Origin of the sequence: Flectobacillus sp., assembly GCF_049240685.1 — a bacterium.
In the GTDB taxonomy this organism is placed as follows: domain Bacteria; phylum Bacteroidota; class Bacteroidia; order Cytophagales; family Spirosomataceae; genus Flectobacillus.
In genome coordinates, this window is the sequence record NZ_JBMLSD010000077.1 from 1 (window position 1) to 26,151 (window position 26,151).

Consider the following 26,151-nt stretch of genomic DNA (forward strand, 5'->3'; position numbering starts at 1 on the left):
GTTCCGCAGGACACTCTCCCTCGCTGGCCTAAGTATTTTTTCACTTAGACCCACAAATAAATGCAGTCTTTGACTACCCTCAAATACAAAGCTTTACTTCGCCGTATAAACAAGGGGTTCAAATAGGGCTGTCTAGTTGCAGTTAGAGACTGCTTTTTACTGGCCTTCCAAGTTGTTAAACTTGAAACAGCAACGAAGCTGGCATTAGCGTATTTTGAAGATTCCAATACTTTGATTAATAAATTCAAAGTTAAAATTTTAAAACTATAGAAATAGAAAGCCAAAGTATAAGACTTGCGCTAGCAATCTAAGAATAACCCAAAAAGGAAGCTTTTGGGCTTACTTTCTCCTGAAAAGAAAAATCTCTCACTCGATGGAAAGTATCTGAAATTTCAGATTTAGCCGATAAACATTCCATATTTTTAAGTTTAATCTTTATAAATTATTTATAAAATAGTTTCAATACTTATTTACAAGATTCGATGGGAAATAATATGTGTTGCTTGTCATAATTGTATTGGCTTCCAAATAGTTTATAAATTATCCTAAACAATTAAAGTATATCAATTGGCTGATTTTAAATGATTACTTAATCTACGTACTTTAAATTTATTCTCCTCAAAAGTATAAACAATGGTATCGCTCAGGTCTTTTTGATCATGTTCATTAAAAAAAAGTGATTCTACCACCATCAAGTTGTGGTTGTCTTGACTAAAAAAATACTTAAAGTTACGACTTGAATAGCCGTCTCCTGTACTCATCGCCCAATGGTCGCCTAATTTATGCACTTTATCATCGGTAGTAATACAATAAAATCTCGATGTCTGTACATAGTCACAAGCCTCTAAGCCCCAGTTAAGCGTAAAGAAAACCTTATCTTTATCCGTACTCAGATTTTCAAGAGGTAAAATGTATAACTCATTATCACCATAAAACACATCTGAGAAAATCATCTTATTATTTTTATAGACCTTCAAAAAACCAGGGTTTTGCAAACCATACTTTTCTTCGTCGTATGCCGAATAAGCAAACTCAACCCTATATCCACCCAACACTTGCTTTTGTTTAATCAACAGTTTAGCATTTTGCATAGAATCTTCATTTACTGAGGGTTTCATCATTGATTGAAAAGCTTTTAGCGAGTCTTCTTTAGATACTTTGACAGGAATATCTTTTGCTGATTTAGTAGATGACTCACTACATGAGAGGAATGTACAGAAGGCAATGATGGAGAAAATGTTTTTCACAATGAATAGGAAATGGAATGTTTTGCAACTATGGGTTTTGAATGTAATAAAAGAAATTATCGGCATAAGCCGAATTTTGGTAAATCATAGCTTATTTATATTGCTTTAACTTCTTCTCTAAAAAATAAGTAACAACGCCACAATAAGGTTTAAAAACAAGCTTGTCTTCATGTTCAATTTGCTTAACAGTCTTAGTTTTCCATACTTCTAATTGTTGTTCGTATTCACGTTTCTTCCACTTTTTCTTCTCTAAAGTAGCAATAATTGCTTCAATTACTTGTAAACGATTCGCCTTTAGTCTTCGATTGTTGAGGTTTAAAATGCGGTTCAATTCATCATCAATTGTTGGTACTGATGATTTTATTGTACCATCTTTAGAGCTATAAAAAATTGATTGCTGTAACTGTGGTACAAAAAGTGAATAAGAAATACTTTGGTGTTCTTTTGATTTATCACAATGACTATCACCATCAATACTTCTAGGACAACAGATAAGCATATTATTATACTCTAATTGTAAGTCTGGATAATCACTTCGTGACTTGATATGTTCTATTTTAGAAGTTTCATTTTCTGATAAATCTTTTACAGGAATTTGTCGCATACAATATGCACATATAAAGCCTTGTTCTTCAAGTAAGGCTTGGCGTAAAGCAGGTATTGATTCGTATTGGGTAAAATCTGGTGTATTATATTTAGCCGTCCACTCTTGAGGTTCTTTACCCTTATTTATCTTAATCATTGCTATCACTCAAAAGGTTTAACATCGTCTCTGCTTTCGCTAATTCGGGTAAATTATCACCAAATTCTTTTTTCATTTCATGAAGGTAATTGGCTGCTTTTATATAGTCATCAATATCAATGAAAGAAAACAGCGTGTTCAAGCGGTCATTTACGTCTTTTGTTCTTGGAGTTACGCCTAAAACGGTCTCAATGATTGTAGAAGCATCTAAACCGTAAGTTTGAACTTCTTGGACAGTGTAACCTTTTTCCTTAGCGTAAGCAAGTTTATAAATGACATTTTTCTCGTTATCTGCAATACCAGACATCACCAAAGGGCTGTGTGAAGTGATGATAAATTGTAGCTGAGGGAAAGCATTTTGTAAACCCTTTACCACGAGCGATTGTAAGCTCGGATGCAAATGCAAGTCAATTTCATCAATCAACACTGTTCCTTTTGTCTTGGAACAAGCCTCAATGCCAAAAATGCCTTTATTGAGTAACATACATCTGAAAGAAAGGTCTAATACAATATTTACCAAACGGGTAAGTCCATCGGAAAGTAAAGCTGTTTCTACCTCTCGTTTGTCCGTAAGTATATAATACACTCTTCCTTGGTTATGACGAATTTGCATATCCTCAATAACATTACATCCATCAACACCCAATGCTTTTTGAATAGCCAGTCTTACTCCTTCGATTTCTATTTCACCTTTTTGAGCTTCTTTTAAAATCAACAATCTTTTAGTCCAATAATCTAAAAAACCATCTCCTTGCAAGCATTCATAATAGCCAAACGAAGGTTTTTGGTCATAATTTTTAAATTTTTCTCTGTTGATTTTTCTCGTGGTGTGAATATCTGCTGTAGAAAAACTCGCAAAAAGCGGTAATGTTTCTTTTTGTACTTTATCTTCAAAAAGGTTTTTATAAAGGGACTTTCCTACTTTATTAATAGCATCAAGAGGCTTTTGAAGTGTTCTGCCTTTTTTGGAATGTAACTCAAGAGAAGCATTTACCTGTAAGTTGGTGAAATCAATCTTTATAGCTGGTTCATTTGCCAGTCCTGTTTCGGATTCTAATACGCTAAAGTCATTTGGACTTAATCCTAAAAAACGAGTATTTTCATCACTAAATCCTATAAAAAAAGAATTTAGCACAGTGCTTAAAGCCCTAATAAGCGTAGTCTTTCCACTCGAATTATCTCCAATAAACAAGTTAACCCCTTCTTTGAAGTTCAAAGAAAGTAGCTCAAAGCACCTATAATTATGTATTGTTATCTTCTCCATCATGTAAATATAGTAACTAAAAGAGAAATCTTATAGGCAAAAAACAAAAGGGAAATCTTCTACTGAAAATTTCCCTTTTGTTTGTAATATTCCATTAACTCTTGTATCTACTTATTCTTCTCCTCAATCCAAAGTCTTGCGTTTACAAAAGCTTCTAACCAAGGACTTACTTCGTCGTTTTTGCGGTTGGCTGGGTAGTTGGCCCAGTTCCAAGGGAAGGTCGAACGTTCGATGTGTGGCATGGTTACTAAATGGCGACCTGTGGCATCGCACATCATGGCGGTGTTGTAATCCGAATCGTTTGGATTAGCAGGATATTCTGCATAACCATATTTACCTACGATGTGATAACGTTCTTCGCCATAAGGCAATACAAACTTACCTTCTCCGTGTGATACCCAAACACCTAAAGTAGTTCCTTCTAAGGTAGAAAGCATTACTGAGTTGTTTTGCTGGATTGTCACCGAAGTAAAGATACTTTCGTGCTTATGTGATTTGTTATGGTGCATTTTACCATGAATATCATGGTCTGGATTGATTAATTCCAATTCCATAAACAACTGACATCCATTACAAATCCCTACTGAAAGCGTGTCTTCACGTTCGAAGAATTTCTTGATGGCAGCATTGGCTTTTTCATTGTACAAAAATGCTCCAGCCCAACCTTTCGCCGAACCTAAAACATCTGAGTTTGAGAAACCACCTACTGCACCAATAAACTGAATATCTTCCAATGTCTCACGACCAGAAATAAGGTCAGTCATGTGAACATCTTTTACATCAAAACCTGCCAAATACATCGCATTCGCCATTTCACGCTCAGAGTTTGAGCCTTTTTCACGGATAATCGCTGCTTTTGGACGAGTTGAAATCGCACGATGGTCAGTTAATTTTCCTGTGAACTGTGAAGGGAAAGTATAAGCCAAAGGTTGGTTTTTGTAGTTGGTATAGCGGTCTAAAGCCGTTCCGTTTTTCGATTGTTTTGAATCTAAAAGGAATGAAGTTTTGTACCAAACATCTCTTAAATCAGCTACTGAAAAATCAAATGATGTAGCATTGTTTTTCACTGAAACGGTATCTCCTTCTACTACTTCTCCAATTTTTACGATAGTAATATTGTTGGCTGCAAAAGCTGCCTCAACCGAAGCATCTGCTTGGAATACCAAGGCAATGTTTTCGTTGAATAATGCTTTTACCGTATCGCTTTCGCCTAAACCTGACAAGTCGAAGTTTGCGCCAAGGTTTACATCTGCAAAACACATTTCTAACAAAGTCGTAATCAATCCACCACTACCGATGTCATGACCTGCCTCGATTTTTCCTGCTTTGATTAAATCTTGGAAAGTATCGAATGCCGTTTTGAAATACGCCGCATCTTGAATGGTTGGTACTTCGTTACCTACTTTGTTCAAGATTTGTGCAAATGAGCTACCGCCTAATTTGAAATGATCTTTTGATAAATTCAAATAGTAAATAGAACCGCCATTGCGCTGTAAAACTGGCTCAACTACTTTATTGATGTCCGAACAATGAGCACCTGCTGAGATAATGACTGTACCCGGTGCAATTACTTCATCGTTTGGATATTTTTGCTTCATCGAAAGGGAATCTTTTCCTGTTGGAATATTGATTCCTAATTCAATCGCAAAGTCAGAACAAGCTTTTACGGCTTCGTATAAACGTGCATCTTCGCCTGCATTTTTACAAGCCCACATCCAGTTAGCTGACAATGAAACCGATTTTAAACCGTCTTTCAATGGCGCAAAAACGATGTTTGACAATGCCTCTGCAATAGCAGTACGTGAACCCGCTGCTGGGTCTACGATAGCGGCTACTGGCGAGTGTCCTACCGAAGTGGCGATACCATCTTTCCCTTTGAAATCTAAGGCCATCACACCTACGTTGTTCAAAGGCAATTGCAATGGACCAGCACATTGTTGTTTGGCAACTCGTCCACCTACGCAACGGTCAACTTTGTTGGTCAACCAATCTTTACAAGCTACAGCTTCTAACTGTAATACTTGGTTCAAATACGTTGGAATTTCTGTTTCTGAATAGGACAAACCTGCGTAGTTACGTTCAACAGTTTTGTCTTCCATCACAATTTTAGGCGAGCTTCCGAACATTTCCGAAATGGCAAAATCCATTGGTTTAGCACCCGTAGATTTTGATTCGAATGTAAAACGGTTGTTACCTGTAATATCTCCCACAGTGTACATTGGCGAGCGTTCGCGTTCTGCTACACGTTGAAGCGTTGCTATATCTTTTTCACCAATCACCAAGCCCATACGTTCTTGTGATTCGTTACCAATGATTTCTTTCGCCGAAAGCGTTGGGTCGCCAACTGGCAATTTGTCTAAATCAATCAAACCACCTGTTTCTTCTACTAACTCCGACAAACAGTTAAGGTGTCCACCTGCACCGTGGTCGTGGATAGAAACGATTGGGTTTTCGTCTGACTCAACTAAGCCTCTAATTGCATTGGCGGCACGTTTTTGCATTTCTGGGTTCGAACGTTGAATTGCATTCAATTCGATGCCTGAGCCAAATGCACCTGTATCTGCCGAAGAAACGGCTGCACCACCCATACCAATGCGGTAGTTTTCACCACCTAACACTACTACTTTATCTCCAACCGATGGTTTTTGTTTTTTGGCTTGACTTTCTTTGCCATAACCAATACCACCTGCTAACATAATTACTTTATCGAAACCTAATTTGCGAGCTTCTTCTTCGTGTTCAAACGTCAAAACAGAACCTGTAATCAGCGGTTGACCGAATTTGTTACCAAAATCAGAAGCACCATTAGAAGCCTTAATCAAGATATCCATTGGTGTTTGATATAACCATGCACGTTCGTCCATTCCTTTTTCCCAAGGGCGAGATTCTTCCAAGCGAGAGTACGAAGTCATATAAACAGCAGTACCTGCCAATGGTAACGAACCTTGTCCACCCGCCAAGCGGTCACGAATTTCACCACCCGAACCTGTTGCCGCACCGTTAAAAGGTTCTACGGTAGTTGGGAAATTGTGCGTTTCAGCCTTTACTGAAATAACAGAATCGAATTCTTTTTCGTCGTAAAAGTCTGGTTTGTCAGCAGATTTTGGAGCAAATTGAGTAACGCGAGGGCCTTTGATAAAAGCAACGTTGTCTTTATAAGCAGAAACGATGTAGTTTGGATTCGTTTCAGAAGTTTTCTTGATGAGCTTGAAAAGAGAGCTTGGTTTTTCTTCACCGTCGATGATAAAAGTTCCGTTGAAGATTTTGTGGCGACAGTGTTCGGAGTTTACCTGCGAGAAACCAAATACTTCAGAATCTGTCAATTTACGACCTAATTTTTCTGAAAGACCATTTAGGTAGTCGATTTCTTCCTGACTTAGTGCAAGACCTTCTTGTTTGTTGTAGGCTGCAATATCGTCGATTTCGAGGATAGGCTCAGGTTGGATTTTAATCGTATAAATTGCTTGATGTAAGCTGGAGTACTTTTGCGATAACATAGGGTCGAAGTCCGTAAAATCTTCGGCTACCTGAGCAAACTCCTCAATACGGATAATTCCCTGAATACCCATATTTTGGGTAATTTCCACAGCATTGGTACTCCATGGAGTAATCATAGCGGCACGTGGACCTACAAAAACCGCCTCTAACGAAGCATCCTCTTGATTGATGACAGTGAAACGATGGTCTCTTGAACTGTTGAAAAGCCACACTAGTTTTTGAATATCTTCCTCTGCGATAGCAGATTGAGCTTGGACTGCAAATACATTACCAGAGTGACTTCCGAAGAAATGAATCATGATGATAGCAAATTGATAGTTGATTGTGCCTAATTCGGTAATTTAGAGTTTGAAAAATAAGATAAAACAGCCGAATTACTTAAGAAAGTGCAAATTTAGGGTTTTTAAAACTGAATCCCTAAGAAAATCTATAGATTAGGCAATACCCAACGTATTGCCTTTCTGAGTAAAACGAATACCGACTAGTTTACCTAAACCTCAATAGTGTAATAGAGGCAGGAGCTAAGGTGACACTTGAAATAGTTGCTTCGATATTTTGATGTTGGTAATTTACCACATTTTGAGAAGGCTTTTCAAGTGTATTGGCTGCTGTAAATGAGGTAGCAGTAAGCTCATGTTTCTCGAAGATTTTTAAGTTTTTCGCAATAGGAAAATCAATTTCCGTCTCCACCGCCAATGTTGGATGACGGTTTACGATAGCGAGCGTTAGCGTTTTGGTAGCTTCATCATAACTTGCAGCGGTGTCTAAAATGCCAAGATTTTCGGCGCCTGATTGCTCCAAAGCTGGACTTTCGACTTCGGTCGCAATGCTTGTTCCTTTACAATATTTACGATAAAGTTCGAGTGGATAGAAAACAGTTTGACAGATAGACTCCTTTTCATTGGTCATGATGGGTGCAAGTACATTGACGGTCTGAGCCCAAGTGGCCATACCAACAATATCTGCTTGTCGTTGGAATATATTCAGAAAGCCTGCCACGCCTAGGGCATGAAACCACTGATATGTTACTTCTAAATTATATGCGCCTTTTCCTTCATTTTCCCAAATCCCCCATTCGTCTAAGGCGATTTTTAAGGCTTTTTTACGAGGTGGAAAACGATACCAACGATTAAAATTCTCTACTTTTTCGGGGGCTAATTCTTGAATCTGCTTTTTAGTAGCAACGATTTCTTTTTCGAATGTATCAATATGCGCAAAGAGCGAAGCTGGTTGACCTTTCTTGGAATTGGAATAATAATGCAAGGAGATATAGTCGGCAATAGGATGGAGTTCTTTGATAAGCGTTTCGTTCCATTTGGTATCACCGCCCGCCAAAACTAGCGAAATGTTTGGGTCTTGTAGCTTCATTAGTTTGGCGTATTGCCAAGCCATTTCTACGTATTTGTTTGGGTCTTGTAAACGACCCGTATCTGGAACGGCGCTTTCTTCATTGCCTAATCCCCAATATTTTACTTTATGAGCTTGAGGATAACCATGTTTTTTGCGTAGGCTTGCAAAGGAGGTATTTCCTGTACTATTACAATACTCGACCCAGTTGGAGGCTTCTTCTGGTGTACCTGTATTCATATTGACCACTAAAAATGGGTCAGTTTTGAGCATGCGACAATAATCGATAAACTCATTGGTACCAAATTGATTGCTTTCTTCACCACCCCAAATGAGGTTTGGTCGAACGGGACGTAAGTTTTTGGGACCGATACCGTCCTGCCAATGATATATTTTAGTAACAGTACCTCCTGGAAATCTCAACAAAGGCGTTTGTAACCTTTTGATTTTTTCCAATACATCTTTTCTGACTTGATTGGTTTTGGCATCAACTACTCCACCTGTAATAGCTCGACCGAGATATTCGATGAATTGTCCATAAATTTCAGGTTCGATTTTGCCAATGGTTTGCTCAAAGTTGACATGAACTTTGGCTTTAACGGTTTTAGCAAAAGACACTCTTTGATACAAAGAAGACGGGAGCAAGCTTGCTAAGGCTAAACTGCTGGATTGACGCAAAAAGGTACGACGGTTGGGAGATTGCATAAATGTTTCAATAGAAAATGAGTGAATACCATAAAATAGTGTATTTCTGTTACTAGAAACAAACTACATAAAATTAAAGATTAAAATTTAAAGAAATGTTAGTAATGGGGAACTTGTTCTTGAAAAAATACATTTTGTAAAAATAAGTATTCAAGATAATAGTTTGAATTTTATAATTTAGTGATATGAAAGTAACAGAGAATTTACAAGAGTTTTATCAGAGACTAGAGATTCAACCAAGAGAATCTATTAGTCAAAATGCGCCTCATATCAATGTTTTTGAAAGAGGAGATTGTAAAAATCTTTTACCTTATTCACGTCGAGATTATTATAAAGTGACACTCGTAATAGGAGAGGGTCGTGTGGAATATGCCGACAAAACGATCCATATCGACAAGCCTGCTTTGCTTTTTAGTAATCCTACCTTACCCTATTATTGGCAATCTGTTTCGGATTTGCAGAAAGGTTGGTTCTGTATTTTTAATGAAGCTTTTATTCATCAACGAGATAATTTATTGACAGAGTTGCCTATGTTTCAAATGAATACCGATAAAGTGTATTTTTTAGATGAAAAAAGTGTTGACGAAATATCGGATTTATTTCAAAAAATGAAATGTGAAAGTTTGGGTAACTATGCTTATAAACAGGATATTATGAGAAATTATTTGCATTTGATAGTGCATTATGCCTTAAAGTCCTTTAACCAATCGCAACAGGAAGTTCCAGTCAATGCCAATGCTCGTATTACTCAGCAATTTTTTGATGTTTTGGAAAGCCAGTTTCCAATTGATTCCATGCAAAACCAATTGCAGTTGACCACCGCCAAAGACTTTGCTGATAAATTGAATTTGCATGTCAACCATTTGAATCGTGCCGTCAAAACAATTACAGGAAAAACGACCACCGAGCATATTGCTCACAGAATTGTGCTGGAGGCCAATCAATTACTGACCTATACCGATTGGGCTATTGCCGAAATTGCTTATTGTTTAGGATTTGAGTATCCTGCTTACTTCAACAATTTTTACAGAAAAGCTACAGGGAACAAACCCAAAGAGTTAAGAAAACTAGAACTTGTTTGAATTTTATAATTTCTTGTTTGAATCTTCTTTTGTAGCCTTCTTTTTGTCCTATAATTTTGAATTAAAATTAGTAGTGAACAGTGATAAGGCACATAGGCACAAAGTGAAAAGTTCTGTTTATTGGAAAAGCTCTTAGTAAATAATCACTTCATACACTTTGTGCCTGTTTACTTTGTCCCTTAAAATAAGATCATGAAAGCAGTTCAGGAAAAAAATAGATTTATTGCTACTTTGTTAGCATTTGCGGTAATACCGATGTCGGGTTTGGCAACGGACATATATTTACCTTCGATGCCCTATATGGCAAAATATTTTGGTGAAGCAGAAAACAGCATACAGCTTACCTTATCCCTTTATTTGGGGAGCTATGCCATTGCCCAGTTTTTCGTAGGAAGTATTCTCGATGCCTTCGGACGATATAAACTGTCGACTATCTCTCTTTTTTTATTTATGGTTTCTTTTTGGATAACTGCCATAAGTACAGATATATACATGATTTATGCGATGCGTGTGGTACAGGGGATTCTCTCAGCTTTTGCGATTGTGGCCAAGCGAGCTTTTTTTGTAGATGTGTACGAGGGCGAAGAAAGAAGACAATACTTGAGCTTGATGACAATTGTCTGGTCTGCTGGTCCGATTGTGGCGCCGTTTATTGGGGGGTATTTGCAAGAACATTTTGGTTGGCAGTCTAATTTTTACTTATTGGCAGTGTACAGTGGTGTGGTAGGTGTATTAGAGTTTTTGTTTTCGGGCGAAACTATTCGTAAAAAGACCGCCTTTAATGCGGGTAATCTGTTGCGTAATTTTAAGGAAATGATTACAACTCCTGATTTCTTTTTGGGCTTATTGATTGTAGGACTTAGCTATGGGATGATATTTTTGTTCAACCTAAGCGCACCTTTTATTATCGAGCATCAGATGGGATATACGCCTGTGACCGTTGGATATGCTTCCTTAATTATGGGGATAGCATGGATGTTGGGTGGATTTTTGGGCCGCACTTTAATGAATAAACCCTTTTTACCCAAAATACAATTGGCAAGCTTGATACAAACTACCTTGATTTTGGCGATGTATATTTCTTCTCAGTGGCTTCAAAATCTTTACACATTACTCGGATTTGCCTTTTTTATTCATTTAGCTGCTGGCTTTACTTTTAATAATTACTTTACGTATTGTCTAAGCCGTTTCCCTAAAATTGCTGGTGTCTCGGGTGGATTTACGGGTGGAGTTGCCTTTATTCTGACTTCGGGTTTGAGTTATGGCGTCGTAAATATGTTACATCCTGCCTCTCAAGCCGATTTGTCTTTGGGTTATTTTTCAATGGGTGCTTTTGTGATGTTATTGCTTACGACCGTTAGAGTCGGAAAATTGCATCCATCGGTTTCATAACTTCATTTAATCGAAAAAAGAGTCATTTACAACTTAGTGATTGAGTAATGACTCATTTTTAGGTGAAATTTTTAATACATAAGTAGGAAGATATTATTAGTTATTATTCTGATTACTGGGCAAAATGTGAAAGTGTGATTCAGGTGTTTGGACTTTTTCACTGAATTTTGTAAAAACAGTTTCAAACTGTTAAAAAAATGAGTCCAAGACTAAGTCTTGAACTAGTATTTTCAATTTTGTCCAGTAACCAGACCTCAGATAAACCATTAACTAAAACTTCTTTTAACTTTCATTAACAAAGAGGATTATAATTGGTGGTCTTAAGATTGAATTTCTATTTACTAAGAAATTTTCAAAACATTGGCATAACTATCAACTGGCTTGTTTTCAGGGAATTGGATATGTAATCCATCTGAATGTCTTTCGAAATTCAAAGGTTGATTTTGATTTCCCAAAAACTCCACCTTATTGATAGTTTGGGAATGTAAAGGGCTATTTTGAGCCAAACTCTTGATAAGCACTTTGCCATTTGCAGGCCAATCCATTACTGTGGCAAAAAGCGTATTTCCCAAAGTATTAAAGCGAATATCTTCTGAAGTATATTTCGTTTTACCTTCGTTGAAACCTTGTGCATTTAGCTTGGCTTCGTTCTGAGTAGAAGGACCTTCTCCATAGATTTTCCATGGTCTTGTGCCATAGATGCTTCCACTATTTACGGCCATCCAACGACCAATTTCTTCTACAATTTTACGTTCTTTTTCATCAATACTGCCATCGCCACGAACGGGTACATTGAGCAAATAATTCCCATTTTTACTAACAATATCTACCAGCGCATGAATGACAGATTTGGCTGATTTGTATCCATCTCTATTATAAACACCACGGTCATAATGCCAACTTCCGATACAAGTATCCGTCTGCCAAACAAAAGGTTGAATATCGCTAGCTTGTCCACGTTCGATGTCCCAGACCATGGCTTTTCGTTCGTTTTCATCCAAAATTTTACCATTAATGACAGCTCTTAACTCTCCGTGACGCTTGATACTCATATTATAATGATGCGCTGCAATACGCAATCCAGCATCGCTTATGGGCCAAAATGGAAGTTTCGTATCATCAAAATACAGCAAATCAGGTTCGTATTTGTTGATAAGGTCGATAGTTCGATTTACGAATTTCTCAATGTATTCTTTGGATGGTCTGTTTGCCCCATTTTCCCATTCCCACTGTTTGTGAATAGCGCCATTCTGAAGACTATTCTCGCTTAGCTCATGATTTTGGGCATAGAGTTCTTGAGGATCTAGACCTTCCCACCATTGACCTTTACCATCAGATTTACGCAGTTTGCCATCGTAAGGAACTCCCGCCAATGCCCCATTTTTATCGCTTCGTTGTGCAGACTCATACCATCGCCAAGCATGACTAGCGTGGATACTTACCCCAAAAGGAAGATTGTTGGCTTTGGCAGCTTTTGCCCAACCTGCGATAATATCCTTCTTGGGACCCATTTTGGTGGAGTTCCAATTTTTTTGATACTTACTATCGTACATATCAAAATTATCGTGGTGATTGGCCATACCAATAAAATACTTGGCTCCAGTATTTTTATAAAGCGTGACCAACTCATCTGGATTCCATTTTTCGGCTTTCCACTCGTGAATAATATCTTTGAAGCCAAACTTGGATGGATGCCCAAATTTTTCTACGTGATATTTATATTGCCAATCTCCTTCTTGATACATCCCTCTGGCATACCAGTCGCCTGCTTCTGCCTGACATTGAGGTCCCCAATGCGCCCACATGCCAAACTTCGCATCCTGAAACCACTTCGGTACTTGATATTGCTCTAAAGAAGCCCAATCGGGCGTAAATTTTCCCTTAGCGATTGCCTCTCCAAGTATGGTGTGCTCAGACTGCTTTTTCGCAAGTAAATGTTGTGCCAAGCCCAAACTTGGAATACCTAAACCAATTTGTTTAAGGAGCGTTCTTCTTTTCATAATTCTCAGAATTAGAGTGAAATGGAATTAACAAAATTAGACTTTACCCTTGTGTTGTTTTTATAGAAATCAGCAATTTTATTATACAAATCAGATATTTTGTGTATTCAGGATATTCTTTATCTGTCTTTTCATCATAGAAAAGGTTATGAAAAATCTTTATTTAGTATAGTTTAATGACCTATATTACCTTTTTTATTGGGTGTTATACTATTTTTTATGTACGGCAGTTTTCTTGCTAAATTATACTAATCAGACTTTGGGCTTTTGAGATGAGAAATATTGCTAGAAATCAGTTGTTTTCTCTTTTACACGTCGACTACGTAAAGTTGGGGTCGAAATGGAATTACAAAACCGTGGTGAGTCCCTATTATCGCTTGTACTATATAGATGATGGCCATGGAAAAATTACAAGTACACAAGGGTCTATAGATTTAGAGGCAGGTTTCCTGTACCTGATTCCGAGTTTTACGGTTTGTGATTTGAATTGTGAGCAGTATTTGAGTCAATATTTTGTCCAATTTTTCGAAGAATTAGGGAGTGGATTATCACTTTTTTTTAATCAACGAAAAGTATTGAAGGTAAAAGCTCATGAGATAGATATTGTCAATTTTAAACGTCTCATTGCCATTAATCCCGGAAGAGGAATCAATCGATCAGACAATCCTGAGGTTTATGAGAAAGATATTTATTATAAAGAATACCAAGAGCTTAATCTTCAACAATCGCTCTCTTGTCAGTTCGAGACTCAGGGAATATTGTTTCAGCTTATGGCGAGATTTTTGGCAGAGGAAAATTTTTCTCCACAGGTCGAATCCTTAATTCCTTCCAAAATCATGGATTCTATCAATTATATTCAATTGAATATGTCCGAAAAACTTTCTGTGAAGATGCTGGCATTACGTGTCAATATGCATGTAGATTATTTTTCAAGACTTTTTCTTCAAACCATGGGTGTGCGACCAATGGCTTATATTTTGGACAAACGTATTGAAAGAGCGCAGTATTTGATGATTACTAGAGATATGACTCTCGAAGAAATTGCTACACAAACAGGTTTCGAAAATGTGCCATATTTTTCTAAAGTTTTTAAATCTATCACAGGCATCACGCCAGGAAAGTACAAAAACCGTCAAAGGAATGTTTGATTAAATTCATGCTTGGAGCTTTCAGCTATTGGCTTTCGGTAAAATATTTCCTATGAATTCAATGAGGCTTTTTTACTAAAAGCTAGGTTTTCTAGCCTAAAGGATATCAATTAAATTGAATGTGCTCATTTTTTATCTCGATTTATAACGCGTTGATGGAGTAAAAGGTTATATACGTCGAAAAAAGTTATAATCACACCAAAGCATCTTTACAATCGGACAACATTCTGGTCTAATGGTCTGTCAATATTAATGAGTTCGGTCAATAGTAACGAGCTATTTTACCATCAATCCATATATAAACCGACCATGAAAGAAACCCGAAACGATTTTACAAGAAGACATTTTTTGACTGCTATCTCTGGTATGGGAGGTATCATGTTATTCAAATCTTTTCATTCATTTGCTCTAAATGAAACCGACCCTCGTATAGTCGCTATCATAAAGAAAACCATTGCGATAGATACACACAATCACATTGATGTTCCGCTCAAAAAAGAGGAGTTGCCAGGTCCTGCGGTAGAGCTAAAAGCCGAAATGAAAAAATCGGGACTTTCTGCTATTTGTATGACTTTTGCGGTTGATTATCAAAAGCTCACTTATGAAGGAGAAGCTTATGAGCATTTTATGAATGGCTTGGATGCCATGGATAAAATACTGGAAAACAATCAAATCAAGCGATCATACAACCTGGTAGACCTAAAAAAGGCTCATAAATCGGGTACTCCAACGGTAATTCAATCGGTAGAAGGAGGGCACTTTTTAGAAGGAAAAATAGAGCGTTTACAAATTGCTTATCAACGTGGACTGAGACAATTAGGGCTTTTACACGACAATGATGCCTCGGTATCTTTAGGTGATATTTACACCAATCCTCCCAAATTTAATGGATTATCAGATTTTGGGAAAGAAGTGGTCAAAGAGTGTAATAGACTCGGAATTTTGATTGATTTAACGCATTGCAGCGACGCCGCTATCAACGATGCTCTCAAAATTTCGAGCAAACCTGTGATAGTTTCCCATACAAGTTTGAATACACAATTGGGGCAAAATCCAAATATGGCTAAAATGATGATGCCTCGTTTGATAAGCAAGGAACAAGCCAAAATCGTAGCGGATGCAGGTGGCTTAATCGGAGTTTGGCGACATTTGACCGACTCTCCATCGATGTATGCACAAAATATTAAAGCAATGGTGGAGGTTGTTGGGGTAGATCATGTGTGTTTGGGAACAGACACCAAATTGACGCCAGCTTACCGTTCTCCAAATGCAAACCAGAATCGTCCGAACAATGCCAATCAGCCAAAACGATTTGGCGAACGCACCAACGAAATATGGGAATCTCAGCATTCGGGGTATTTCTATACCGTTGTGGAAGAATTACTAAAACTAGGTTTAACCGAACCCGAAATTATCAAAATCGGTGGAGCAAATTTTTGTAAAGTTTTTGATTTAGCAACCAAAGGACATAACTAGTATCAACGCTCAAAAGATTAGCGATAAAGTAATATATCGCTTTGGTATTCGTCAAATTTCGGCTATTTTTAGCTACGATAATGCTAAACCCTTTATGAAAATGAATACTACTAGTATCAAAGAGCTTCGTACAATCACAACTTTCGACGCTCCGATTGAATTACTTTGGAAAGTCTGGACTGAGCCGAAACATATAGTCAACTGGTGGGGACCTGATGGCTTTACTTCTACCATTCAGGTGATGGATGTTCAAGAGGAGGGAGAATGGAGACTGACCATGCATGGGCCAGATGGGAAAAATTATCCCAATCGAAGTATCTATTTAGAAATCATTCCTTACCATAAAATCGTTTTTGAACATTTTAATCCTCATTTTACAACAACCGTGTTTTTTGAGGAAAAAGGAGACGAAACCCAAGTAGATTGGTCAATGTTGTTTGATACTCCTGAAATGTACGATATTGTGGTAAAAGCACATAAGGCTGATGAAGGTCAAAAACAAAATATCGAGCGTCTGGCGCATTATTTGAAAGTGCTCTTAGGAAGTTCCTTGAATTGAGAAGATATTATTGATTTGAAATAGGCTGCAATGTCCATCGCAGCCTATTTCAAATAAGGCACTAAACTTTTCTATTCAAATATTCCGAATAATCAGTTTGTACTGACTCGTAGGTTTCAGCTATAAGGTTGGAAGTCAAGATAAAATCGGCGGTAGCACGATTACATGCCATTGGAATATTCCAAACTACACCCAAGCGTAAAAGTGCTTTAATATCTGGGTCGTGAGGTTGTGAAGCCATTGGATCCCAAAAGAAAATTAGCACATCCACTTTGCCTTCAGCTACCAATGCACCAATTTGCTGGTCGCCGCCGAGTGGGCCACTCAAAAATTTCTTGACTGGTCGGTCTATAGCTTCTTCAATTAATTTCCCTGTTGTACCTGTCGCAAAGAGCTCATGACGCGACAAAACTCCTCTATTGTAATATACCCAATCGATTAGTTCAGCTTTCTTGTTGTCGTGTGCAATCAGCGCAATACGTTTGCGTGTGGCAATGGTTCTTTCAGACATAATTGTAAAAAAGGATTGTTTTAAGGTCAGAATTTTATGCCTTAAATATAGATGAAATTGCTTGAAGTTTCGTGAAAAATAATGGCGTAAGCCGAATATTTAAAAGGACATAAATTATTCCAAAGGCTCAAAAACTCCATTTACTCAAAATTTACCGCAAAAACATGAACAAGCTTTGGAAGTGTTCTCAAAAATCGAATTCTTTGTTTAAAATTGATTATTCCGATAACAAACTGTAAATCAGAATAATTATTACCACAACGCCATTTGTTTAGATTTGGTAAAGACCTTACAAAACATGCTCAGAAAATTATACTTTACTTTTTTGCTATTAATTCTCATTTCCACTCCACAACTGTTATCTCAAAACTCTGGGATTAGTTTTGAGCGCCTCGGAATTAAGGAAGGGTTATTGTCCAAAGAGGTTCAGTTTATTACCAAAGATGCCCAAGGGTTTTTGTGGTTGGGTTTCAAACAGAGTATTAGTCGCTACGATGGCTATCATTTTACCCATTTCCCACAAGCTGAAATGCTCTTCGGTTTGTCTTCCGACCACAAAGGGAAAATTTGGTTTGCCAACATTAATGGACTTTTTAGCATTGACGAAAAAAGCTTAAAAATCCAGAAAGAAATCTCTTCCAACCTCCACGATGCCTATCCCGAAAATGACCATTACGAAAATATTTATGCTGATAGTCAAGGACGAATTTGGTCCAATGATTTTAACAATATCAAGTGTTATAATCCACAAACTAAGCATTTAAAAGTCTTTCGTATTACGCCCAGTTATCAGTTTAATATCTTCAAAAGCCGTTTTGTGGAGGATACCCAAGGGCGTGTTTGGGTTACCAATCAATGGGGAATACAGTGCTATGACCCGCAGACAAAGCGTTTATGGAAGGTTTTGAAAAATCAATCTGTAAATGATATTGCATTTTTGAGCAAGGATTCTGTCTTGTTTGCTACGCCGAATGAAGGTATTTTTTTACTGGAAATCTCCCAAAAACGGATTAGTCCTTTCGTCAAGCTTCCTTCTAAGCCTGACGTTCCTGTGTTTTTGAAACCCGCTCATTTACCTTCACATTTTTGGCTTGGTACAGACCGTTCTTTGTATCTTTTTAATGCTCATAATCAGTCATTTATAGATTTTTCTAATCTTAGAGAAGAAGGGATTGCCATGAAGGATTGTTATTTGGATACCCAAAATCAAATCACATGGTTAGCCTCTTCGGTAGGACTTCTCAAGCATGATTTTGCCATAGATGCAACGCTTCTACAGGTAGATTTGCCCCGAAAACTGGTGGTATTTCCAGTAAAAGTCACCTGCTTTTTTCATGAAAATAAAGAACGAAATTGGCTTGGACTTTCGCATACGGGGGTGTTATCATGGAATGAGAAAAATAACGACTTTCAAATGTTTGCTATTCCTAATGGCGCGCCAGTCAATCAGCTTCTGAAAGATGATACAGGAAATCTTTTGGCTTGTACTCAGAGAGCCATTTTTAGATTAAACCTTGAGAAAAAGTCTTGGGAAAAGCTTATTTCTTTTTCCACCAATATCAAAAAGGTATGTCTGACTAGGCAGCATCAACTGTGGTGCTTACCCGAATGGGGTGCGATTCAGGTATATGATTGGCAAACACATCAGTTAGTTCAGCCTTGGAAAGAGCTCCCTTATCAAAACTTTTTTCAACAAAATGTTTTTACCGATATTCTCGAAACGGGGGATGGAAATCTGTGGTTTTCGGCGTGGTTTCCCAAAGGTTTTGGGATTGCTCATTTTGACACAAAAAAGAAACAATTTGTTTTAGCCGAAAATCAAAATAAGCATACCGATTTTGTTACCGATTATTATTTAAGCTTGGCTTACCACGCGCCTAATACTATTGCTATATCAGGATATGGCGGTTTTAATGTGCTGAATACTGTGACTGGGAAAATAATTCGGACAGGAGCATCAGGAAATCTTAAACTAAAAGGAGGAAATTGTAACTCGATTGTGTTGGATAAAAAAGGTACTATTTGGATGGGCACTACCGAAGGGGTATGTTCGGTAGGGAAACAGAATCAAGTGTCTTATTTTTCCGAAAAAGATGGCTTGACCGAAAATGATGTTGTACATGGCTATAGTCTAAATTCTGCCAACCAATTATGGCTTGGGTTTACGAATCAGTTTAATATTTTGCAGTTGGAAAGACTTCAACAAAAGCAGATTAAATCAAATTTAAAAATCTCCACCATCGAAATTTTGGGCGATACTACATTGGTCAATACCCATGAATCGCTAGTGTTTGAGCCCCAGCAGAATAATTTAACGATTAGACTGAGTCCTTTGAATTTTAAATCAGCTTCGCAAAATCACATTCGTTTTAAACTAGCCGATATTCATGAAAATTGGATAGATAATGGAAATGCTGAAATGATAAGCTTTTCTAATTTATCGCCAAAACGATATGAATTATTAGTGCAACAAGGCGATAGTCAAGGGAATTGGGCAAGTGTGCCTTTGGCGATTAATTTTGAAATTAAACCTCATTTTTATCAAACTTGGTGGTTTCAGATATTAGTAGGATTTCTAGTGCTGATGGCTGTTTATAGCTTTTATTTGTACCGTATCAGGCAAATTAAAGAGATTTATACCGTGAGAAATAAGATTTCGGCTGATTTGCATGATGAAGTTGGCTCTACTATCAGTGGTATCAATATTATTAGCAATATTCTCAAACAAAGACTTATTGAACAGCCCGAAAATAAAGGTTTTGTGGAGCGTATTTCGGAAGATGCCAAAAGAATTTCGGAGGCATTAGACGATATCGTTTGGAGTATCAAACCTCAAAATGATAGCTTAGAAAATGTGCTTTCTCGTATGACCCGCTATGCCAGTGAGCTGTTCGAAGCAAAAAATATCCACTATCGTTTACAACTTCCAGATGAACTAAACGGTATTATATTGCACATGGAAAAACGACATGATATTTATTTGATTTTTAAAGAAACGGTGAATAATATCGCAAAACATAGTCAATGTACAGAAGCTAGTATTCGGATTATGATTCAAAAAAAATCAATTACAATGTCGATTCAAGACAATGGCGTTGGGTTTGACACCAATCAAAAAACGCATAGAAATGGTATTCAAAATATCAAAGATAGGGTCAATAAATATCAAGGAAAGCTTGATATTCAGAGTAATCCAAAGACAGGAAGTTTATTCTTGATTGATTTGCCAATTTGAAAAAATAGAGAGATTTTGCGTGATATCTTTCTAGTTAAAGACTTAGTCTTTAACTAGAAAGAATGACTATTATTTTACCAATGAGGAGGATTCAGCTCGTTGTTTTTCAATCTGAAGAATATTATTTTGAATATCTTTCATGATGTTTTTTGTCCACCAACTGGCATAGAAATTAAAAGTGGTCGTTAGTTTGAAATTACTGAATAAGTGAAGTCGGTAAGAATTATTCCCTAGTTTTTCGAGCTCATAAGTGCCGTTGAGTACATCAAAATATTTTCCTCCCACCACCAAATGCTCATCCATCGTAGTAAGCGGAATTTCGTGAGGAAGCGCCTTGATAGTAAATGACATTTTTTTGAGTGGAATATATTCTGTTATGGTTTCATGAAAAACCAAACCATTAGTAAAGATTGCTGCACGATACGCTCCAACACCTTCATAATTGAGCTCAGCTTTGACAGGACGAGGAAAATTGAGCAAATGCGTGAGATAACCTCGGTCTTCTTTTTCTGAAATTTCTCTAACTCTGGTTACATTACTCCAAATCTTCTCCGCTGGCGCTTTGATGTCGATATAGGTATATGCTTTGTATTCAGAGGTATGTGCGCCAATCAATTGCTCAACTGGCGATATAAGAAAAGGTAGGACAGTCAATGCAGATAATTGTAGACGATTGTTCTTATCTCTTTTTCTCAACTTTATACCAAATGACCCTCCAATTGAAGCTGCAATTAAAAAAATAGGAGCTATCATCAATAGGCAAGGCCAGCCCTCAATAGCAAACAAGAGTGTGACAAAGAAGAAAATTAATATGGGTATCCAAGGAAGAAAGGCTGCTTTTACTTTGGTATTTGTATAGTTTTCGGAGGCTAGATAGGTGGTCAAGGTTCCTACGATAAACGGAACAACAAACAAAAAACTGATGGACATTAGCGTAAAAATTCCTTCCAGACTCGGGATTTTGTAGAGCAATCGTAGTGTAAGAGCATACGCCACTGGAATCCCAATGAGATAAAGTAATGTTTTTTGTTTGATGTTCATGCCTAAAACCTATCCTTACAGTGGACTTTTTTCTTCTAATATAATACATTATCTTCACAGATATTTTTATTTCTTATCTACAATATTCTAATTTATGAAATCCACCAAAATCCTTTTTGTCTTATTTCTACTTATTTACACATTTAGCTCAAAAGCTCAAACTACTTACAAAATTCATCAATTAGATTCTTCCTTGATTAGTCCCTCCCTAAGAAAGGGTTTGGATAAAGTTATCTCTCAGGCGGAAGAGGATACACCTCTGTTTAAAAAAGGATTTGGATATATTTGTGTGTGGCACTACGAGAATGTTGGTTCAGGACCTACTGCCATAATTGATTCGAGTAATAATACTATATATAAGAAATCAATGTTGAACCACACAATTTTGGTAGGACTGGCAAGTTACCCCATTCGTTTAAAACCTGAGCACGCTTTCTTGCCTTATTATGAAGAATGGAATTATCCCATTTTCTATATGGAGTATAAAAATCGTTTAATCTTGTTTCATAATTCGGACATGAGATTTTTTCTGTATAATAATTATGACAAAGAAAGTGTGACACATATACAAAAGTTAATTGCAAAAACTTTGCAAAAAACCGAGGAAGAAGATTTTACCTTTAAAGATTTTTTTGGTGAATACTACAAGCTTAATGCGAAGCAAAGAGCAACAATGGACTGTGAACAACTCATGAATGAAGGGGCTTTTACGCTTACAAATACATACCTCATTAATGTCAACAGAGATGGTACAGTTTATATTGAAAGAAAACATTAGAAACAAAAAAAACACTTCAGCACCATGAATCGCTGAAGTGTTTTAACACTGGGCCTTTGTACTATTCTATAAACGAACAATCTCGGCGCCAATTGCATTAAGACGGGTATCAATATTTTGATAACCACGGTCAATCTGCTCAATATTTTCAATAATTGATGTTCCTTTAGCTGAAAGTGCCGCAATCAATAACGAAACCCCTGCACGAATATCTGGCGATGTCATACGGATTCCACGTAATTGTTGTTGACGGTTCAAACCAACAACCGTAGCACGGTGTGGGTCACACAAAATAATTTGAGCGCCCATTTCAATCAATTTATCTACAAAGAATAAACGGCTTTCAAACATTTTTTGGTGAATCAATACCGTTCCTTTTGCTTGAATCGCTGTTACCAACACAATACTCAACAAGTCTGGCGTAAAACCAGGCCAAGGGTGGTCAGAAACAGTTAGCATTGAACCATCGATAAACGTTTCTAATTCGTAATGATCTTGTGCTGGAACAAATATATCATCTCCTCTAAATTCCAATTTGATACCTAGTTTCTGGAAAACCTGAGGTATAATTCCCAAATCAGGAATTGAACAGTTTTTGATGGTAATTTCTGATTGAGTCATAGCCGCCAAACCAATGAATGAACCAATTTCAATCATATCTGGAAGCATTGTATGCTCTGTTCCATGCAATTCTGATACACCTTCAATCGTCAAAAGATTTGAACCTACTCCTGAGATTTTAGCACCCATTCGGTTCAACATTTTGCACAACTGTTGTAAATAAGGCTCACAAGCGGCGTTGTAAATGGTTGTTATACCTTCTGCCAATACAGCAGCCATTACGATGTTTGCAGTACCTGTTACCGAGGCTTCGTCGAGCAACATGTAGGTGCCGTGCAATTGCGAGGCATCCACTTCATAAATTCCGCCATCTTCTTGGCTATAATTAAATTTTGCACCCAACTTCATAAAGCCATAGAAGTGTGTATCCAAACGACGACGACCGATTTTGTCACCACCTGGAGAAGGAATTCTACCTTTTTTAAAGCGAGCCAAAGTTGGTCCCAATAACATTACTGAGCCTCTCAAAGCCGCCGCTTTACGCTTATATGTTTCTGAATTTAGATAATCAAGGTTTACTTCTGAGGCATCAAACTTGATAGAAGAATCACTCAAACGTGTGCAACGAACGCCCATATCTCCCAATAACTCAATCAATTGATTCACGTCGCGAATATTTGGGATGTTATGAATTGTAACGGGTTCTTTGGTCAAAACCACCGCACACAAAATTTGCAAAGCTTCGTTTTTGGCTCCCTGAGGGATAATCTCGCCTTTGAGGTGGCGACCGCCTGTTACTTTAAATGATGCCATATACTATTTTATAATTAAGGGATAATGTGCCCGTTGAGCCGAATGGTTTATTGTTTTGTTGAATTGTGTTTTAGGCCAACAGCACTATCGTTTTCCGTTGTTTCGATTATTGTGATTGTTTCTATTATCGTTGTTACGTGGACCGTTCGAGTTACGATTATTGTTTCTGTCGTTACGATCGTTTCTGTCGTTTTGATGGTTATTATTACGACTTCCGAAATTACGATTGTTATTGTTATTAGTATTATTGTTACGACCATTGTTCGAATTGCCACTGCTCGTAGCTGGGCGTGCATTGCGCAAATTGCCCAAGGCAGATTTGCCCGAAATAGCCTCTACCACAGGTGCCAGAAGGTTACTCGACATCTCTAACAAATGCCCCCAAATTACCTCATCGTCTACAACCTCCTTATTCCAATTTTGGTAAAAAGTTTTCATTAATCTGGCGATATGAGCAACTAAGATACGTTTTTCTTCCTCGTCGCTTTCAGCGATAGCACGCAAAATCAACAATTCTACATTGCGCCCATAATAACGGAAACGTAATTCATTTACATTGTAAGGAACGTGTTTGGGAAGTTTTCCAACTGCATCCGGAGAGGGAGGAGGAAATGGGCTGTCGACATCCAGTTTGAAATTTGACATGATATATAGGTCATCCCAAAGTTTGTTGGAATAATCTTGGTTATCACGCATATTCGGATGCACTTGACGCATCAGCTCAACCAACAAGTAGGCATATTTTGTGCGCTTTTCCTTGTCTTGAACCGTAAGTATATAATCAACTAATTTTTGGACGTTTGTGCCGTATTCTTTCATTGTGCTATTGAGTGAATGAATAAAGAAGCGCACTGGCTACTTGTAGGCGAAGAAAATGCCTACGCTTTCCTTTTTTCTGACTCAAGGCAAAAATAGGAATAATTCGTTGCTATAAAAAATATTTAATTCGAATGAAAGACGAAAATATCTATGCTCAAATCGTCTTACTTTGACAACAAACACAATTATTGGTATGTAGTCGTTCGCATTTATTATTTTATCGAAAAAAAGAAATTATGATTGACTAGGATAAAACCACTTTAATTTCTTTGAAAAATAACTTTCGTCGCTGCATCCAACTTTGTAACGTTCTTGAATTGATATTACCAACAACAACATTAAGCATTAAAAATGAAAAGATATTTTCAAGTATAACAATACTTCTAATAACCGTTATACTGTTCATCAAAGTTGTTCGTAATTAAGCTATTGAAACGAATAGGGAGTTAGAAGATTACCTAAAGAGGCTCCATTTAGAGCTTACAGGAAATGTAAGTGCTAAAAAAACATAGGTCAAGGTGTGTCTAGATTTTTGTGGATGTTAAAAGTTCCAATATGGACTATTATCATCCTTAAGATTCATTATAATTTTATTTATGACAATTCAGTAGAAAAAAGCAGAACTCATTGTTTCAAATGATGAGTTTTTTTCTGTTGGTGATTCAGTTGTGATATCCTCGCAAAAAGATAGTTGCTATGTCTATAATTACTGAAATTTATTGAAGGCTAAATGGAAACTTTATGTTGTATCATACCATGTTGGGAATAGTTATTGAATTCAATAAACGTGCTTAGTTGCTTTCTCCCTCTGGTCATTACATGAATGGTGGATTAGTACATTAGGTGATTTTTGCTAATGGCACAAGGGATTCAAATGGCAAAATTACACAGCTTAAGTTTGTGGACCAGTATGTAGTATTGACAACTCGCGAATTAGATAATTATGTGTATTGGTAGCTAGTTTAAAGGATCAAACAAAATGAAAATAATTAAATTTGTATTACTAGTTTGCTGCATTTCAAACCTTACCTTAAGACTATATTGTCAAGGTTTGGATAGCACATTTTATTCAATTGAGGATGCTATTAAAGAGCCCACAAAAGTTAAGACATTGAACCTTCCCTCCAAATCTTATAAAAAAATACCCCAAGAGGTATTTCTATTTCCCCATTTGGAAGTATTATACTTAGACAATAATGATATTCGGTCAATTCCTAATGATATAATTAAATTGACCAAGTTGAACACCCTGATACTATCGCATAATAATTTAAGGTATGTATCTTCTAGGTTGAAAGAACTTAAACACCTTAAATATCTTGACCTCAGTGATAATAACTTATCAAAAGTGCCATTTGAAATTTCAAGCTTGAAATATCTTGAAACTATTATCCTAAACAACAATAGTATAACAGATTGTTCATTTAGAAGTAGGAGCATAAAGAAAATCATTGCTAATTTTAATAAAATTACCTCAATAAATCGTTGTTTTTTTTCTCAATATCCCAATTTGCAGGTTTTATCTTTAATAAGTAATCGAATTAAAAAACTCCCAGACAATATTAGAAGCGCTAAAAATTTAAAACATTTAAATTTATCGAATAACCAACTACAATTTATCCCAGAAATGTTACTTGAACTTGATAATTTGGAGATATTAAGATTAGGTAAAAACTGTATAACAGAGATTCCTGCAAAACTTTATGACTCCAAGATACAACTGGTTATTTTATCAGAAAATCCAATTCCTGTTGGCAAAATAAAAAATAGAATTTTTTCGGAAAATGGAAAACAAATAGTCATACAAGAGATATTGGAAGGTTATGAATATCTTCCTGAATAAGTGATTTTGCTATAGGTTTATACATTGAGAATGTAACTTAGAGCTATTGGCGGCTCTATTACTGCCGAACATGGTGTTGGTTTAGAGAAA

The 26,151-nt window shown here is 36.9% G+C and carries 18 protein-coding genes; 8 read left to right on the plus strand and 10 right to left on the minus strand.

Annotated features, from left to right (window positions below; genetic code table 11):
- Positions 1 to 563: 563 nt before the first annotated feature.
- The 5 genes from ACOVQ4_RS03705 to ACOVQ4_RS03725 all read right to left on the minus strand — a co-directional run bounded on the left by ACOVQ4_RS03705 (position 564) and on the right by ACOVQ4_RS03725 (position 8,803).
- Positions 564 to 1,121 (minus strand): hypothetical protein, encoded by a 558-nt coding sequence (locus ACOVQ4_RS03705; RefSeq protein ID WP_421819308.1) that lies wholly within the window; start codon positions 1,119 to 1,121, stop codon positions 564 to 566.
- Between the two features lie 217 nt (positions 1,122 to 1,338).
- Complete coding sequence (locus ACOVQ4_RS03710) at positions 1,339 to 1,989, minus strand: hypothetical protein (protein ID WP_421819309.1); 651 nt, start codon at positions 1,987 to 1,989, stop codon at positions 1,339 to 1,341.
- Positions 1,982 to 3,256 carry an AAA family ATPase gene (locus ACOVQ4_RS03715; protein WP_421819310.1) on the minus strand — a complete coding sequence of 425 codons (1,275 nt, stop codon included), beginning with the start codon at positions 3,254 to 3,256 and terminating at the stop codon, positions 1,982 to 1,984. Before ACOVQ4_RS03715 ends, ACOVQ4_RS03710 begins: the two co-directional genes overlap by 8 nt.
- A 104-nt stretch (positions 3,257 to 3,360) precedes the next feature.
- Positions 3,361 to 7,050: a phosphoribosylformylglycinamidine synthase gene (purL, locus tag ACOVQ4_RS03720; RefSeq protein WP_421819311.1), complete on the minus strand. Its 3,690-nt coding sequence runs from the start codon at positions 7,048 to 7,050 to the stop codon at positions 3,361 to 3,363.
- A gap of 187 nt (positions 7,051 to 7,237) precedes the next feature.
- On the minus strand, positions 7,238 to 8,803 hold the full coding sequence (locus ACOVQ4_RS03725) for an alpha-N-arabinofuranosidase (protein WP_421819312.1): 1,566 nt from the start codon (positions 8,801 to 8,803) through the stop codon (positions 7,238 to 7,240).
- A gap of 185 nt (positions 8,804 to 8,988) precedes the next feature.
- On the opposite strand from ACOVQ4_RS03725, the gene ACOVQ4_RS03730 reads away from it, so the two are divergent.
- Positions 8,989 to 9,885 carry a helix-turn-helix domain-containing protein gene (locus ACOVQ4_RS03730; protein WP_283343054.1) on the plus strand — a complete coding sequence of 299 codons (897 nt, stop codon included), beginning with the start codon at positions 8,989 to 8,991 and terminating at the stop codon, positions 9,883 to 9,885.
- Between the two features lie 192 nt (positions 9,886 to 10,077).
- The gene (locus ACOVQ4_RS03735; protein ID WP_421819313.1) at positions 10,078 to 11,277 is read left to right on the plus strand and encodes an MFS transporter; all 1,200 of its coding nucleotides are present in this window, start codon (positions 10,078 to 10,080) and stop codon (positions 11,275 to 11,277) included.
- A 341-nt stretch (positions 11,278 to 11,618) separates the two neighbouring features.
- Here ACOVQ4_RS03735 and ACOVQ4_RS03740 read toward each other — a convergent pair whose 3' ends face one another.
- Positions 11,619 to 13,277 (minus strand): alpha-L-fucosidase, encoded by a 1,659-nt coding sequence (locus ACOVQ4_RS03740; protein WP_421819314.1) that lies wholly within the window; start codon positions 13,275 to 13,277, stop codon positions 11,619 to 11,621.
- Positions 13,278 to 13,549: 272 nt separating this feature from the next.
- Here ACOVQ4_RS03740 and ACOVQ4_RS03745 point away from each other — a divergent pair, with 272 nt between their 5' ends.
- From ACOVQ4_RS03745 to ACOVQ4_RS03755, 3 genes are all read left to right on the plus strand, one after another.
- Positions 13,550 to 14,425 (plus strand): helix-turn-helix domain-containing protein, encoded by an 876-nt coding sequence (locus ACOVQ4_RS03745; RefSeq protein WP_421819315.1) that lies wholly within the window; start codon positions 13,550 to 13,552, stop codon positions 14,423 to 14,425.
- A 309-nt stretch (positions 14,426 to 14,734) separates the two neighbouring features.
- A complete protein-coding gene (locus ACOVQ4_RS03750) occupies positions 14,735 to 15,901 on the plus strand; it encodes a dipeptidase (protein ID WP_421819316.1) in 1,167 nt (388 codons plus the stop codon).
- 100 nt (positions 15,902 to 16,001) lie between these two features.
- A complete protein-coding gene (locus ACOVQ4_RS03755; protein WP_421819317.1) occupies positions 16,002 to 16,460 on the plus strand; it encodes an SRPBCC domain-containing protein in 459 nt (152 codons plus the stop codon).
- A 61-nt stretch (positions 16,461 to 16,521) separates the two neighbouring features.
- On the opposite strand, the gene ACOVQ4_RS03760 is transcribed toward ACOVQ4_RS03755, so the two are convergent.
- Positions 16,522 to 16,971 carry a methylglyoxal synthase gene (locus ACOVQ4_RS03760; RefSeq protein ID WP_421819318.1) on the minus strand — a complete coding sequence of 150 codons (450 nt, stop codon included), beginning with the start codon at positions 16,969 to 16,971 and terminating at the stop codon, positions 16,522 to 16,524.
- A gap of 298 nt (positions 16,972 to 17,269) precedes the next feature.
- Between ACOVQ4_RS03760 and ACOVQ4_RS03765 the strand changes: the two genes are divergently transcribed.
- A complete protein-coding gene (locus tag ACOVQ4_RS03765; RefSeq protein ID WP_421819319.1) occupies positions 17,270 to 20,206 on the plus strand; it encodes a ligand-binding sensor domain-containing protein in 2,937 nt (978 codons plus the stop codon).
- A gap of 69 nt (positions 20,207 to 20,275) precedes the next feature.
- On the opposite strand, the gene ACOVQ4_RS03770 is transcribed toward ACOVQ4_RS03765, so the two are convergent.
- Entirely contained in the window at positions 20,276 to 21,247 is a 972-nt protein-coding gene (locus tag ACOVQ4_RS03770) for a hypothetical protein (RefSeq protein WP_421819320.1), read from the minus strand.
- Between the two features lie 94 nt (positions 21,248 to 21,341).
- Here ACOVQ4_RS03770 and ACOVQ4_RS03775 point away from each other — a divergent pair, with 94 nt between their 5' ends.
- Positions 21,342 to 22,025, plus strand: a complete 684-nt coding sequence (locus tag ACOVQ4_RS03775; RefSeq protein WP_421819321.1) for a hypothetical protein — start codon at positions 21,342 to 21,344, stop codon at positions 22,023 to 22,025.
- Between the two features lie 66 nt (positions 22,026 to 22,091).
- Here the strand turns inward: ACOVQ4_RS03775 and murA are convergent, their stop codons facing one another.
- A complete protein-coding gene (gene murA, locus ACOVQ4_RS03780) occupies positions 22,092 to 23,399 on the minus strand; it encodes a UDP-N-acetylglucosamine 1-carboxyvinyltransferase (RefSeq protein ID WP_421819322.1) in 1,308 nt (435 codons plus the stop codon).
- Between the two features lie 84 nt (positions 23,400 to 23,483).
- Positions 23,484 to 24,218, minus strand: coding sequence for a DUF4290 domain-containing protein (locus tag ACOVQ4_RS03785; RefSeq protein ID WP_421819323.1), 735 nt, complete (start codon positions 24,216 to 24,218; stop codon positions 23,484 to 23,486).
- Positions 24,219 to 25,197: 979 nt separating this feature from the next.
- On the opposite strand from ACOVQ4_RS03785, the gene ACOVQ4_RS03790 reads away from it, so the two are divergent.
- A complete protein-coding gene (locus tag ACOVQ4_RS03790) occupies positions 25,198 to 26,061 on the plus strand; it encodes a leucine-rich repeat domain-containing protein (protein ID WP_421819324.1) in 864 nt (287 codons plus the stop codon).
- Positions 26,062 to 26,151 lie beyond the last annotated feature (90 nt).

Excerpts from the sequence above, each read along its gene's own strand:
- ACOVQ4_RS03755 (WP_421819317.1), top strand. The coding sequence starts at position 16,002 with ATGAATACTACTAGTATCAAAGAGCTTCGTACAATCACAACTTTCGAC.
- ACOVQ4_RS03705 (WP_421819308.1), bottom strand. The coding sequence starts at position 1,121 with ATGATGAAACCCTCAGTAAATGAAGATTCTATGCAAAATGCTAAACTG.
- ACOVQ4_RS03760 (WP_421819318.1), bottom strand. The coding sequence starts at position 16,971 with ATGTCTGAAAGAACCATTGCCACACGCAAACGTATTGCGCTGATTGCA.
- ACOVQ4_RS03740 (WP_421819314.1), bottom strand. The coding sequence starts at position 13,277 with ATGAAAAGAAGAACGCTCCTTAAACAAATTGGTTTAGGTATTCCAAGT.
- ACOVQ4_RS03745 (WP_421819315.1), top strand. The coding sequence starts at position 13,550 with ATGAGAAATATTGCTAGAAATCAGTTGTTTTCTCTTTTACACGTCGAC.
- ACOVQ4_RS03785 (WP_421819323.1), bottom strand. The coding sequence starts at position 24,218 with ATGAAAGAATACGGCACAAACGTCCAAAAATTAGTTGATTATATACTT.
- ACOVQ4_RS03725 (WP_421819312.1), bottom strand. The coding sequence starts at position 8,803 with ATGCAATCTCCCAACCGTCGTACCTTTTTGCGTCAATCCAGCAGTTTA.
- ACOVQ4_RS03735 (WP_421819313.1), top strand. The coding sequence starts at position 10,078 with ATGAAAGCAGTTCAGGAAAAAAATAGATTTATTGCTACTTTGTTAGCA.
- ACOVQ4_RS03710 (WP_421819309.1), bottom strand. The coding sequence starts at position 1,989 with ATGATTAAGATAAATAAGGGTAAAGAACCTCAAGAGTGGACGGCTAAA.
- ACOVQ4_RS03770 (WP_421819320.1), bottom strand. The coding sequence starts at position 21,247 with ATGAACATCAAACAAAAAACATTACTTTATCTCATTGGGATTCCAGTG.
- ACOVQ4_RS03715 (WP_421819310.1), bottom strand. The coding sequence starts at position 3,256 with ATGATGGAGAAGATAACAATACATAATTATAGGTGCTTTGAGCTACTT.
- murA (WP_421819322.1), bottom strand. The coding sequence starts at position 23,399 with ATGGCATCATTTAAAGTAACAGGCGGTCGCCACCTCAAAGGCGAGATT.
- ACOVQ4_RS03775 (WP_421819321.1), top strand. The coding sequence starts at position 21,342 with ATGAAATCCACCAAAATCCTTTTTGTCTTATTTCTACTTATTTACACA.
- ACOVQ4_RS03730 (WP_283343054.1), top strand. The coding sequence starts at position 8,989 with ATGAAAGTAACAGAGAATTTACAAGAGTTTTATCAGAGACTAGAGATT.
- ACOVQ4_RS03765 (WP_421819319.1), top strand. The coding sequence starts at position 17,270 with ATGCTCAGAAAATTATACTTTACTTTTTTGCTATTAATTCTCATTTCC.
- ACOVQ4_RS03750 (WP_421819316.1), top strand. The coding sequence starts at position 14,735 with ATGAAAGAAACCCGAAACGATTTTACAAGAAGACATTTTTTGACTGCT.
- purL (WP_421819311.1), bottom strand. The coding sequence starts at position 7,050 with ATGATTCATTTCTTCGGAAGTCACTCTGGTAATGTATTTGCAGTCCAA.
- ACOVQ4_RS03790 (WP_421819324.1), top strand. The coding sequence starts at position 25,198 with ATGAAAATAATTAAATTTGTATTACTAGTTTGCTGCATTTCAAACCTT.